Genomic DNA, 13,364 nt, shown 5'->3' with positions numbered 1-13,364 from the left:
TCCTTTGCAGAGGGTTATTCTTGGGTTAGCCGGGAAAAACGCAATGTACTGTTTGGGTAATCCAAACCGTACACGCACCAGATCAATACGAAATAGGCAATGGCATGCAGCAGCCAGCCGGCAGGAAGGCTACCTGAAAACAGCGGAGCCGAAGGCAGACAGGTAAACAAGATGCCCGCCAGCACCGATGCCAGAGCCAGCCATTGGTATACGCGCATGCCGAGAAAATACGGCGTTTGCGGTTCGCCGCGCAGCGATTCTTCCACAAAGCGGAACGCACCGCTGAGAATCAAATACATACCGGCGATAAACGAAGCAGGCATTTGCAGCCGGTATAAGCGCCACAGCAGGAAAAAGCTCAGAAAATTGGCGGCGATGGAATAAAATTGGGTGGGGTGCAGATTTTTCCCCTGCCAGCCGGCCAGTTTGCACACACGCGATTTATCATGGAAAAAGCGGATGCCAGGCATATCGGTGGGGATACCGTGGCAGCAGCCCTGAATCAGGCAGCGGCAGCGGCCGAAAAGCTGGATGGGGCAGGCAGCCAGTGCAGCCGCGCCCAGCAGCGTCCAACCGCCCAAATCCGAACCGGCGGCAATCAGGCAGCCGGCCAACACGATGCCGAACACGCTGCCGTAGTAGCCAAACGGGCGCAGCAGCGCCGATGAGCCTTCCACCCATTGCGCCCATAGGCCCGCGCCGATAAACCCGGCCACCCCCAGCAGCCACACTGCCCATAAATACTGCGGCAGCAGATAAGCCAACACCAGAAAACCGCTCACACCGCCCAATGCGGCATAGAAGCCGTGGTTAATCAGCCGCAGGCGGCCAAAGCGCCATTCGTGCCACGAGTTGGCAATATATTCGGCGGCGCGCAACAGAGCGTGGTAGATCGGCTGCCGGTGTCGGATTGCCCAATAGGCGGCCATCCCGGCTAACACATCAGCCAAGGTATGGTTGTGCGTGGTCAGGCAGCTGACAATTACCAGCACCGCCAACAAAGCCCATACCATACGCCACTGCGGGCGGCATAGGCAAGAATATCGTGCGGCCAACAGTGCCCAAAATACATGAAACGAAGGCAGCGCCGCTGCGGCGCTATCATACTCACGCCCCAGGGCAATCCACTGTAGCCATAACGTATTTTCAGGTAGCCTGCTATAGCGCACGGCAGCCGGAATAATCAGATAACAATAGAAAATCAGTGCCATGCCCCAGAATGCGTCTAGGGCAAAGCCGCGCAGCTGGCGGTTTTGCCGCAACCACAGCGGCAGCAACCCGGCCCACGGATAAAGTAGCGCATAAAACACCACGCTGAAGCCCCACAGCGGCACAGCCGCATCCCAAGCGCCGTTGCTATACCACGCATCGGACGGCACCCCCAGCCACACAAACGCTTCATACAGCAGCAGCCATACCAACCAAACCTTCAGCCCGAGCAATAGCCGCCTGGAGAAAGCCACCTCATGCCCGTTATCCGGCGGCAGGCTGAACAGGCTGTAGTGAAGCATCGGCCGGGCGCCAAACTGCTTGGCCATCACCTCGCGCTCGAAGCCAGCCACATAAGCCACAATGAGCAATGCAAACAGCGGCGATACCAGCCACAGCCCGCCGGGCGACTGCGCATACAGTGCCGTGCCCGTGCAAAGCATGACGGCGCCGGTATAAATCGGGTGGCGGCACAGGCGGTAGGCGCCGGAAGCCACAAAATGCTGTGGCGGAAACGCATTCATCGGCAGGCCGCCGCCGCGGTACCACAGGTTGTGCATCGCCCACAGGATTAATGAGAGTCCGGCCGCCGCCAGCAGTGCGCCGGCCAGCGGGTAGGGCGGTACCGGCAGCCGCACCACCTCCGAAGTGTGCCGTGCCCAATATTGCAGCAGCAGCGGCAACAGCAGGCAGAACACCAAGGCATAAACAATTTTTTGCAGGGTAACGCTTATTTTTGCCATAACACCCTCTCGTATAAGGCCCAGCCTTCCACGGCAATATTTTCAGGTAGCCTCAAGGTGGCGTGGCTTTTCCATTTTTGTTCGCGGCTGGATAAAAATCTGCGGCTGAATAGTAGCCGCAACAATGGGTTGCGTGCTGCAATAGCCAGCAGCGGCTCGTCTTTTATCGTTTCCGGTGCAGCAAACGCCAGATGCAGGCCGAATGCCGGCGCTTTCAGCCCACCGGCTTCCAGCACGAAATCTTCAGTTAGCACGCCGTTGTAGTACAAACGTTTTAGCGGCACTTCGCCGCGCCATTCGATCCACACCACATAGTGCTGCTCCGATACGAAACGCCCCCAATACAGCTCGCATAACGGCAGCTGTTGCGGCCAAAAATCCATTTCCAGCGTTTCGGCATAACCCAAGCCGCCGTATTCCTGCCCGTTTAAGGCTACCTGAAAACGGGCATTGGGCGTGTGGGCATGCCAAACGAGCCGATGTTTGCCGCCGGCCGGCAAGGTAAGCCGGATGCCATCAGACAAAGCCTGCCAGCGGCCTTCGAGGCCAAGTTTGGGTTGCCGGATGCCGTTGGGAGATAGTTGTGATGCGCTCAGGCAGCTGCGTTCGATGGTGCAGCCGTGGGCCGGGTTGAAAATCAGGGCTGAATAGGGCAGCTTGATGCCGTGGTAATGCAGCTCGGCCGCATAGGCAATCACTGCGTTGCCGTCAGAATCGATGCCGTCGAAATAATGTTTGCGCAGGCGGAACATGATGGGAGAAAAACTATTTGGCCGGATGAGGCTACCTGAAAAATAGCAGTTTCGTGCCAGCCGATATTTTCAGGTAGCCTTGGCTGGCACGGCCAGTATACTGTTTGATTGCAGTTTACGCGGCAGCTGGCCGGAAGGAAACAGCGTGTTTAGATGTTGCCAAGCCTACAGCGCGGCTTCGTCCCGCTCGCCGGTACGGATGCGCACTACGCCTTCCACCGGCAGGATGAAGATTTTGCCGTCGCCGATTTTGCCGGAGTTGGCCGCCTGCACGATGGCTTCCACCGCCTGCTCGACCATGCTGTCTTCCAGCACGATTTCCAGCCGGATTTTGGGCAGGAAATCCACTGCGTATTCCGCGCCGCGATAGATTTCGGTGTGGCCTTTTTGGCGGCCGAAGCCTTTTACTTCGGTTACGGTCATGCCGTTTACGCCGATATCGGTGAGCGCGTCGCGCACGTCGTCGAGTTTGAACGGTTTGATGATGGCTTCGATTTTCTTCATGGGTTCCTCGGGTAGGTTGGTATATAAGGTTTTAGGCAGTTAAGCTACCACAAGGCAGCAGTGCTTTCAATCGGCTCACTCCGCCGACAGATTAGGGCAGACTTGGCGTATAATCACGCCTCCCCAATCCTCTTTCATGCGAGTCTGTCCATGCCTATCCTCTTCCTGCGCGGCGAGCGCGCCCTGTCTGGTTTCCGTGTTGAAAAACTGCTGCAAAAAGCTGCTGCTTTGAGGCTACCTGAAGCCGAAATCTGCAGCGAATATTGGTATTTTGCCGATTGCGCCGAACACTTGAATGCGGCAGATGCGGAAAAGTTGGAAGCCTTGCTGGCGGGGCAAGTGGCATCGGAGTTGCCGCAGTCTTCAGGTAGCCTGCATCTGTTTCTCATCACGCCGCGCATCGGCACGATTTCGCCTTGGGCTTCCAAAGCCACGGAAATTGCGAAAAACTGCGGCTTCACACAAATCCGGCGCATCGAACGCGGCATGGCAGTGTGGCTTTCAGGTAGCCTTTCCGAAGCGCAGAAACAGCAATGGGCAGCTTTGCTGCACGACCGCATGACCGAATCGGTGTTGCCCGATTTTCAGGTAGCCGCCAAATTGTTCGCCCACCCCGAAGCGCAAACCTTCGATACGGTAGATGTGCTCTCCGGCGGCCGTGCCGCGCTGGAAAAAGCCAATACCGACTTAGGCTTGGCGCTTTCGCCCGACGAAATCGATTATCTGCTGGACAATTATCAGGCTTTAAAACGCAATCCGTCTGACGTGGAACTGATGATGTTCGCCCAGGCCAACAGCGAACACTGCCGCCACAAAATCTTCAATGCCGACTTCATCTTGAACGGCGAAAAGCAGCCCAAATCGCTGTTCCGCATGATTCGCGACACGCACGAAGCCGCGCCGGCCGGCACGGTAGTGGCGTATAAAGACAACGCCTCGGTAATCGAAGGCGCGAAAATCGCCCGTTTTTATCCCGATGCGGCGGCCAATCAGGGCTACCGTTTCCATGAAGAAGACACCCATATCCTGATGAAGGTGGAAACGCACAACCACCCCACGGCGATTGCGCCGTTTGCCGGTGCGGCCACTGGTGCGGGCGGCGAAATCCGCGACGAAGGCGCAACGGGACGCGGCGCGCGCCCCAAGGCGGGACTGACCGGCTATACGGTTTCCAACCTCAATATCCCCGATTTGAAACAGCCTTGGGAAGGCGGCTACGGCAGGCCCGCCCACATTGCCTCCCCGCTCGACATCATGATTGAAGCCCCCATCGGCGGCGCGGCGTTCAATAATGAATTCGGCCGCCCGAACCTGCTGGGCTATTTCCGCACCTTCGAAGCCGAGTTCGACGGCCAAATGCGCGGCTACCACAAGCCGATTATGATTGCCGGTGGTTTGGGCAATATTCAGGCCGAGCAAACGCATAAACACGAAATTCCCGAAGGTGCGCTGTTGGTGCAGCTCGGCGGGCCGGGCATGCTCATCGGCTTGGGCGGCGGCGCGGCTTCATCTATGGACACGGGCGCAAACGATGCTTCGCTTGATTTCAACTCCGTGCAGCGTGGCAACCCCGAAATCGAACGGCGCGCGCAAGAAGTGATCGACCGCTGCTGGCAGCTCGGCGCGGCCAACCCGATTATCGCCATTCACGACGTGGGCGCGGGCGGTTTGTCCAACGCCTTCCCCGAATTGGTCAACGATGCCGGGCGCGGTGCGGTGTTTAAGCTGCGCGATGTGCCGCTGGAAGAGCACGGCCTGACGCCGCTGCAAATCTGGTGTAATGAAGCGCAGGAGCGTTATGTATTGTCGATTCTGGAAAAAGATCTGGACACTTTCCGCGCCATTTGCGAACGCGAGCGCTGTCCGTTTGCCGTGGTTGGCACGGCTACCGACGATGGGCATTTGCAGGTGCGCGACGATTTGTTTGCCAATAAGCCTGTAGATTTGCCGCTGAACGTATTGCTCGGCAAGCCGCCCAAAACCACACGCACCGATAAAACACAACAGCAGCCTGAAAAACCGTTTTCAGGTAGCCATATCGATTTGAAGGAAGCCGCCTACCGCGTGTTGCAACTGCCCGCCGTAGCCGCGAAAAACTTCCTCATCAACATCGGCGACCGCAGCGTGGGCGGCTTGACCCACCGCGACCAGATGGTCGGCCGCTGGCAAACCCCAGTGGCCGACTGTGCCGTGACCATCATGGGCTTCGATACGCATCGCGGCGAAGCGATGGCCATGGGCGAAAAGCCCGCCGTTGCGCTGTTTGACGCACCCGCTTCGGGCAGGATGTGTATCGGCGAAGCCATTACCAATATCGCGGCAGTTAATATCGGCAATATCGGCAACATCAAATTCTCCGCCAACTGGATGGCCGCCTGCGGCAATGCGGGCGAAGACGAGAAACTCTACCGCACGGTGGAAGCCGTGTCGCAGATGTGCCGGGAAATCGGCGTGAGCATCCCCGTGGGCAAAGACAGCCTTTCCATGAAAACCGTGTGGCAGGACGGCGCGGAGAAAAAATCCGTGGTGTCGCCGTTGAGCCTGATTGCCACCGCCTTCGCCCCTGTGCAGGACGTGTGCAAAACGGTTACGCCCGACATCAAGCCGGTGGCCGACAGTATGCTGCTGCTGGTGGATTTGGGGCAGGGCAAAGCCCGCATGGGCGGCTCGGCCTTAACGCAGGTATACGGCGAATTGGGCGGAGAAGCGCCCGACATCGAAGCAGGCTACCTGAAAAAGTTTTACGATGTGATTCAGCAGTTGGTGCAGGAAGACAAACTGCTTGCCTACCACGACCGCAGCGACGGCGGCCTGTTTGCCACGCTGGCGGAAATGGCGTTTGCCGGGCGGAGCGGCTTGGAAGCGAATATCGATGAATACGCGCAGGTTCTGTTTAAAGAATGGGAACGCAAACTGCCGAACGCGATTGTGGAAGAAGTGTTGCCGCTTGCTAATCTGACGGCCTTATTCAACGAAGAGCTGGGCGCGGTATTGCAGGTGCGGAAGCAGGATTTTGCCGATGTGATGGCGGCATTCGATAAACAAGGTTTGGGCAACGCGGCTTACTGCATCGGACAGGCGCATTGCGGCAGCAATTTCACGCTTGTGAATGACGGGGAAACCTTGTTTGACCAACCCTTGGTAGATTTGCAACGCGCCTGGCAGTCCACCAGCCATCAAATCCAACGCCTGCGCGACAACCCCGCCTGTGCCGACAGCGAGTTTGCCTTGCTGGCCGATAAAGAACGCAGCCGCCTGTTTGCCGATTTAAGCTTTGATGTGAAACAGGATATTGCCGCACCGTTTATCAACAGCGGGGCAAAACCCAAAATCGCCATCCTGCGCGAGCAGGGCGTGAACGGCCAAGTGGAAATGGCCGCCGCCTTCACCCGCGCCGGTTTCGATGCCTACGATGTGCATATGTCCGACCTGATGGGCGGCCGCGTGAAGCTGGATACCTTCCAAATGCTGGCCGCCTGCGGCGGGTTCAGCTACGGCGACGTGCTGGGCGCGGGCGAAGGCTGGGCGAAATCTATCCTGTTCCACAGTAAACTGCGCGACCAGTTCGCCGAATTCTTCGCTAAGCCAGACACCCTCGCACTCGGCGTGTGCAACGGCTGCCAGATGATGGCCAACCTGGCTGAAATCATCCCCGGTGCAGACGGCTGGCCGAAGTTCCGCCGCAACGAATCCGAACAGTTTGAAGCCCGCCTGAGTATGGTACGCGTGCCGCAATCGCCCTCGCTGATTTTGGCCGATATGGTGGGCAGCAGCCTGCCCGTGGTGGTTAGCCATGGCGAAGGCCGCGCCGATTTCACCCACTTGGGGCGAGCTGAAAACCAAGTTTCAGGTAGCCTGAAAACCGCCATGCAATATATCGACGGTCAGGGCAAGCCCACCCAAACCTACCCGCTCAACCCCAACGGTTCGCCCGATGCCATCGCCGCCGTCACCACTGCCGACGGCCGCGTAACCATCATGATGCCGCACCCCGAGCGCGTGTACCGCAGCGCGCAAATGAGCTGGCTGCCGGAAGAGTGGCGCGACAGCGAACTGGCCGGCTGGTATCGGATGTTTGCTACGGCACGGAAGGTGCTGGGCTAGGCCGTCGGGCAACACAGGGCTACCTGAAAATATCCGCTTCAATGCCGTGAGGATGTAGAAGCTGAATACTTTCAGGTAGCCTCAATCATGACGAAAACGGAGATAGGGCATGGAAGCCAAGCTGCTGGTGTTAAAACCGGCCAAAATATTCGGCGACCCCGATGAGTTGGCCAACTTCCGCTTTGCCAACGGCCGGGGCTTTCCCACATCCTACCAGCGCTTTGCCACGCAATACGGCTGGGGCCGCTCGCTGGGCAACTACCTCGTTTACATCCCCGCCAGTCCGCACTATTGCGATTCCTGGCAGCAGGCCAGGGCAGCGGTGAAATCTACCTATATCGATGATTTAGACGAATACGAAGGCTTTTTCTCCGCACAGCACGTTTGCCTGATGGCCAGGATGGAATGTTTTGCCAAAAGCGAATCCGGCACTTATCTGTTTTGGGATATTGAAAGCAGGCCGAGCCAAGACGAATTCGATATTTATGCTTTCGATTTCAGGGAAGAGCCCTTCTTAATCGGCCGCTCGCTGGATGAAGTTTGGCTCAAGCTCACCCGTGAATCCGATGCCACCGCCGCCCTGCGCGCCGCGCCGCGTCAGGCCGTGTTTGAAGGATTTGATTCGATTTCATAAGCGGGCAAGCCAGCCCGATATTTTTCAGGTAGCCTCATCATGAATTGGGAAACCCTCACGCAAATCGACCGCCGCCACATTTGGCACCCCTACGCCGCCATGCCCAACACCCAGCCGGTGTACGTCGTGGCACGGGCGGAAGGTTGCAGCATCGAGCTGGCCGACGGCAAACGGCTGGTGGACGGCACTTCTTCTTGGTGGGCGGCGCTGCACGGCTACAACCACTCGCGCCTCAACGCCGCGGCTGCCGCACAGCTGGCGAAGATGAGCCATGTGATGTTCGGCGGGCTCACCCATGAGCCGGCGGTGCGGCTCACGCAGTTGCTGCTGGAATTGCTGCCGACGGCCCTCAACCAAGTGTTTTATGCCGACAGCGGCTCGGTGGCGGTGGAAGTGGCGATGAAGATGGCGCTGCAATACCAGCAGGCCGTGGGGCGGGGTAAACGCTGCCGTTTCGCCACCATCCGCGCCGGTTATCACGGCGACACTTGGCATGCCATGTCGGTATGCGATCCGGAAGAAGGCATGCACGGCCTGTTTTTAAGCAGCCTGCCGGTGCAGTATTTCCTGCCGCAACCGGCCAGCCCGTTCCACGGCGAATGGCAGCCTGAAAGCATCCGCCCGTTGGAAAACTTGTTGGCAGAAAAACACGATGAATTGGCGGCGCTGATTTTAGAGCCGGTGGTGCAGGGGGCGGGCGGGATGTATTTCTACCACCCCGAATACCTGCGGCAGGCACGGGCATTGTGCAGCCGATACGGTGTGCTGCTGATTTTTGACGAAATCGCCACCGGATTTGGCCGCAGCGGTGAGATGTTTGCCTTGGAGCACGCCGGCGTGGTGCCAGACATTATCTTGCTGGGCAAGGGGCTCACCGGTGGTTATCTCACCTTGTCGGCAGCGGTGTGCACCAAGGAAATTTCTACGGCCATTAGCCGGGGCCAAGCGGGTGCATTTATGCACGGCCCCACCTTTATGGCCAATCCGCTGGCCTGCGCGGTGGCGGCCGAAAGCGTGGCGATGCTGCGGGAAAGCCCGTGGCGGCAGCGGGTGGCCAATATCGAGCAAACGCTGCGGCGTAAGCTGGCTGTGGCAGCGCAATGGCGTTGCGTGCGCGAAGTGCGGGCGCTTGGCGCGATTGGCGTGCTGGAGATGGCGCAGCCGGTCAACACGGCGTCCTTGCAGCCGCGGCTGGTGGAAAAGGGCGTGTGGGTGCGGCCGTTCGGGCGGTTGGTGTATCTGATGCCGCCGTTTGTGATCAGCCAGCAGGAATTGGATTTCTTGGCCGAACAGACCTTGGCGGCAGTGGCGGAGGAATACGGCGAAGCATGGCCGCAGTCCGAATAATGCTACACGCGCCGAAGGCTACCTGAAATTTTCAGGTAGCCTGTTTGCAGAGAGGAGAGCAGTATGCAGAAACAAGTTTATTTTGTGAGCGGCATCGACACCGGCATCGGCAAAAGCATCGCCACCGGCCTGTATGCCAAAGAGCTGGCCGCCGCCGGCTGCCGTGTGATTACCCAAAAAATCGTGCAAACCGGCTGCCAAGGCATCGCTGAAGACATCCAAACCCACCGCCGCCTGCAAGGCATCGGGCTCACCGAACACGACCGCAACGGCAGCACCTGCCCCTATGTGTTTGCTTATCCCTGTTCGCCGCACTTGGCTGCCGAGCAGGAACAGCGCCCCATTGATTTGAAAACCATCGATGCCGCCACCCAAACCCTGCTGCAAAGCTACGACACCGTGCTGCTCGAAGGGGCGGGCGGGCTGATGGTGCCGCTAAACCGCGAGCAAACCCTGCTCGACTTTGCCGCCGAACGCGGCTACCCGCTGGTGTTGGTTACGTCCGGCCGCCTGGGCAGCATCAACCACACCCTGCTCAGCCTGGCCGCCGCCCGCCATGCCGGCCTGCCGGTGCACCGGCTGGTGTACAACCGCTATCCCGCTGCCGACCCCGTCATCGGCGCGGAAACCGAACGCTATTTGCGCGATTACCTGCAGCGGCATTTCCCCGAGGCGGAGTGGGCGGTATTGGAAGAGGCTACCTGAAAACCGAGTGCAGCATTTTTTCAGGTAGCCTTGCACACAGCTTTAGCCCGAACCCCCACATATCCGCTATAATCCGCATTTCTGTTTACCCCTCTCCCCAAACCGAATCATGGGACAAAAAATCCAAGCCGTAAAAGGCATGAACGACCTCTTGCCGGTGGAGCAGAAAGATTTCAAGCTCACCGCCGCCTTCTGGCAGGCCTTTGAAAACCGCATCGGCCAATGGGCGCACCGCTTCGGCTACCGCCAAATCCGTACCCCGATCGTGGAGCAAACCGGCCTTTTCGTGCGCTCCATCGGCGAAGACACCGATGTGGTGGGCAAAGAAATGTATACCTTTGCCGACTCCAACGACACCCTCAGCCTCAGCCTGCGCCCCGAAGGCACCGCCTCCTGCCTGCGCGCCGTGGTGGAGCACAATCTGCTGTACAACGGCGGCCAGAAGCTGTGGTATATGGGCCCCATGTTCCGCCGCGAACGCCCGCAGAAAGGGCGCTACCGCCAATTTCATCAAGTGGGCGTGGAAGCGCTGGGCTTTGAAGGCCCCGATATCGACGCTGAAATCATCGCCATGTGCGCCGATTTGTGGCGCGAGCTCGGCATCAGCCAATATCTGACTTTGGAAATCAACAGCCTGGGCAACCGCGAAGAACGCGCCGCCCACCGCGCCGCCTTGGTAGGCTACCTGAAACAGCACGAAGCCGCGCTGGATGAAGACAGCCTCCGCCGTATGCACACCAATCCGTTGCGCGTGCTGGACAGCAAAAACCCCGATTTGCAGGAAATTTGCAACGGCGCCCCGCGCCTGGCCGATTACCTCGGCGAAGCCTCCCGCGCCCACTACGCCGGTTTCAAAGCCCTGCTCGACGGCTTGGGCATCGCCTATGTGGAAAACCACCGCCTCGTGCGCGGGTTGGACTACTACAACCAAACCGTGTTCGAATGGACCACCGACAAACTCGGCGCCCAGGCCACCGTGTGCGGCGGCGGCCGCTACGACGGCCTGATTGAAGAACTCGGCGGCAAACCCGCCCCCTCCATCGGCTTTGCCATGGGCGTGGAGCGGCTGTTGCTGCTGGTGCACGAATACGGCAATCTGCAAGCCGATGCCGCACCCGATATTTACGTGATACACCAAGGCGGCGATACCCTGCTGCCCAGCATGCAATATGCCGCCGCCGCCCGCGCCGCCGGCTTCAGCGTGCTGCAACATTCCGGCAGCCAGAAACTGGCCGCCCAAATGAAAAAAGCCGATGCATCCGGCGCCAAAGTGGCGCTGATCGTGGGCGAAGGCGAGCTGGCCGAAGGCAAAGCCAGCCTCAAAGACATGCAGCAAGGGCGCGGCCAAGTGAGCGTGCCTGCTGCCGATTTGCTTAAACAATTAAACGAATGGATAGGTTAAATGGCTGTTTACGATTTAAAAGACCAAGAAGAAATTGAAAACTTCAAATATTTCTGGCGCAGCTGGGGGCGTTGGCTGTTTGCCCTGCTCGTGGTGGCTGCCATCGGCTACTTCGGCTGGGTGATGTACAGCAGCCACCAGCGCAGCGTGAACAACGAAGCCGTGGCCGTGTTCGACCAATGGGCGGAAAACCAGCAGGCCAACAAGCCTGCCGAAGCCGCCAAGCTGCTCACCCAACTGCAAAGCCAATATCCGACCAGCATCTCCGCCGCCCAAGCCACCCTGATGCAGGCCGGTGCCGCCTTCGACCAAGGTAAATACGACGAAGCCATCGGCCACCTGAATTGGGTGCTCAAATATCACCAAGAACCGCTCATCCGTGCCATGGCCATCCAGCGCCTGGCCACCGTGCAGCTGCAACAGCAGAAATACGATGACGCCATCGCCACCCTCGGCATGAATACCGATGAAGCCTACGCTGGTATCTTGTTGGAAACCAAAGGCGATGTTTACGCCGCCCAAGGCAAACGCAGCGAAGCCGCCGCCGCCTACAAACAGGCGATGGACAAACTGCCCCAAGACGACCAAGGGCGCGAGTTCATACAGCTGAAAATCGACCAGATGAACTAAGGCAGGCCAAAGCCCATAACGGCTGTTGCCGGCGGATGGAAAACCCACCGCCGGCAACAGCCGTTTTTTCAGGTAGCCTTTTGGGTTTCAGGTAGCGTGTAAGGCGAAGTATTATTTGTACAGGAGCTGTCATAGATAATACGCCAATGTTTTACTGATGTGCTGATACTTGATTTGCCTGTAAAGGCTACCTGAAGGGTTGAGTGATTTGGCTATATGGCGATTAGGGAATCGATCAGCAGGCCGCTGCCGAAAAGTAGGTTGATAGCCAAAGCAAGGCGCACGATGTGTGGCAGTTCGCGCCCGACGGCGGCGGGGTTGGTGGCGGTTTGCAGGCGGTGCAGGTGAGTGGCGGCTAACGGTAGTGCGGTTAACCAGAAGAGGCCGCTAGGAATTTGCGGGGCGAGGGCAGCGTAGCAGATGAGGGCGGTGGTGAGGAGGAGTCGGTGCAGGGTTTTGCTGCGTTCAAAGCCCAGCCGGGTGGCAGGGGTGGTTTTGCCGGATTGGCGGTCGCTTTCGATGTCGCGCATATTGTTGATGTGCAGCACGGCTGCGGCGAGCAGGCCGCAACCAGCGGCGGGCAGCCAGCCTTCTGGCGGGCAGCTGCCTTGTTGCAGGTAGGCGCTGCCTTGCACGCCGAGCAGGCCGAAAAATAGGAATACGCTGATTTCGCCCAGCCCGTGGTAGCCGTAGGCATGGCGGCCTAGGGTGTAGGTGAGGGCAGCGGCGAGAGAGAGGCTGCCTAAGAGCAGGAAGGCGAGCCATTGCTGCGGGTGGCGCAAGCTGAGGGCGATGAGCGTGCTGCCGAGGAGCAGGGCGGCCAATATGCTGGCGGCGAGGAGACGGCGGATGTGTTGGAGAGGGATTTGGCCGCCGGCGGTGAGGCGTTCGGGCGCATTGGGGGCGCGGTGGCGGTCGGTACCGCGTATGCCGTCGCCGTAATCGTTGGCAATATTGGAAACGATTTGCAGGGCCAGCGCGGTGAGCAGGCTGAGCAGGAACACGCTGCTGCGCCAGCTTGCGGGGCTGCTGTGCCAAGCAATGGCGTTGCCGCAGCAAACAGCGGCAAGGGCCAGCGGCAGGGTGCGCGGACGAATGAGGCGGAATAGGACGTGCATGGCGGGAGTGGCTTGGAGGCTACCTGAAAAATTCAATTGGCAGTTTCAGGTAGCCTGATACGAAAAACGGGCATGATACCCGATTCTGCGCCATTGGGCTGGGGCTTGCGCTTTTTGCTTGTGTTGGGTCAAGAGGGAGAGTGAACAAATTGTCGGGCAGCTTCAAGCGTTTTCGGCTAGAATACGCAGTTTGGTTTCGGCACGGCTTGCTGCGTT

10 protein-coding genes are annotated in these 13,364 nt (G+C 58.9%); 6 read left to right on the top strand and 4 right to left on the bottom strand.

All coding sequences use genetic code 11. The features are described from left to right. Nucleotides 1-14: 14 nt before the first annotated feature. From CKV94_RS00835 to CKV94_RS00825, 3 genes are all read right to left on the bottom strand, one after another. The gene (locus tag CKV94_RS00835) at nt 15-1,952 is read right to left on the bottom strand and encodes a prolipoprotein diacylglyceryl transferase family protein (RefSeq protein ID WP_003823110.1); all 1,938 of its coding nucleotides are present in this window, start codon (nt 1,950-1,952) and stop codon (nt 15-17) included. Beyond that, nucleotides 1,940-2,704 (bottom strand): hypothetical protein, encoded by a 765-nt coding sequence (locus tag CKV94_RS00830; RefSeq protein WP_003823109.1) that lies wholly within the window; start codon nt 2,702-2,704, stop codon nt 1,940-1,942. Before CKV94_RS00830 ends, CKV94_RS00835 begins: the two co-directional genes overlap by 13 nt. Nucleotides 2,705-2,869: 165 nt before the next feature. Beyond that, nucleotides 2,870-3,208, bottom strand: a complete 339-nt coding sequence (locus tag CKV94_RS00825) for a P-II family nitrogen regulator (protein WP_003823108.1) — start codon at nt 3,206-3,208, stop codon at nt 2,870-2,872. 150 nt (nt 3,209-3,358) lie between these two features. Between CKV94_RS00825 and purL the strand changes: the two genes are divergently transcribed. The 6 genes from purL to CKV94_RS00795 all read left to right on the top strand — a co-directional run bounded on the left by purL (nt 3,359) and on the right by CKV94_RS00795 (nt 12,030). Beyond that, on the top strand, nt 3,359-7,312 hold the full coding sequence (gene purL / locus CKV94_RS00820) for a phosphoribosylformylglycinamidine synthase (protein WP_003823107.1): 3,954 nt from the start codon (nt 3,359-3,361) through the stop codon (nt 7,310-7,312). Nucleotides 7,313-7,421: 109 nt separating this feature from the next. Next, nucleotides 7,422-7,946 (top strand): hypothetical protein, encoded by a 525-nt coding sequence (locus tag CKV94_RS00815; protein ID WP_003823105.1) that lies wholly within the window; start codon nt 7,422-7,424, stop codon nt 7,944-7,946. Between the two features lie 39 nt (nt 7,947-7,985). Further along, complete coding sequence (bioA, locus tag CKV94_RS00810) at nt 7,986-9,293, top strand: adenosylmethionine--8-amino-7-oxononanoate transaminase (RefSeq protein WP_003823104.1); 1,308 nt, start codon at nt 7,986-7,988, stop codon at nt 9,291-9,293. 63 nt (nt 9,294-9,356) lie between these two features. Beyond that, the gene (gene bioD, locus CKV94_RS00805; RefSeq protein WP_003823103.1) at nt 9,357-9,998 is read left to right on the top strand and encodes a dethiobiotin synthase; all 642 of its coding nucleotides are present in this window, start codon (nt 9,357-9,359) and stop codon (nt 9,996-9,998) included. Between the two features lie 109 nt (nt 9,999-10,107). Beyond that, on the top strand, nt 10,108-11,400 hold the full coding sequence (gene hisS / locus CKV94_RS00800) for a histidine--tRNA ligase (RefSeq protein WP_003823101.1): 1,293 nt from the start codon (nt 10,108-10,110) through the stop codon (nt 11,398-11,400). Further along, nucleotides 11,401-12,030 (top strand): YfgM family protein, encoded by a 630-nt coding sequence (locus CKV94_RS00795; protein ID WP_003823100.1) that lies wholly within the window; start codon nt 11,401-11,403, stop codon nt 12,028-12,030. Between the two features lie 212 nt (nt 12,031-12,242). On the opposite strand, the gene menA is transcribed toward CKV94_RS00795, so the two are convergent. Then, on the bottom strand, nt 12,243-13,148 hold the full coding sequence (gene menA / locus CKV94_RS00790) for a 1,4-dihydroxy-2-naphthoate octaprenyltransferase (protein ID WP_003823098.1): 906 nt from the start codon (nt 13,146-13,148) through the stop codon (nt 12,243-12,245). Between the last annotated feature and the right edge of the window lie 216 nt (nt 13,149-13,364).

Origin of the sequence: Eikenella corrodens (genome assembly GCF_900187105.1) — a bacterium.
Classification (GTDB): domain Bacteria; phylum Pseudomonadota; class Gammaproteobacteria; order Burkholderiales; family Neisseriaceae; genus Eikenella; species Eikenella corrodens.
Note: the sequence above shows the minus strand (reverse complement) of the source record. Positions and strands in the feature narration are given on the sequence as shown.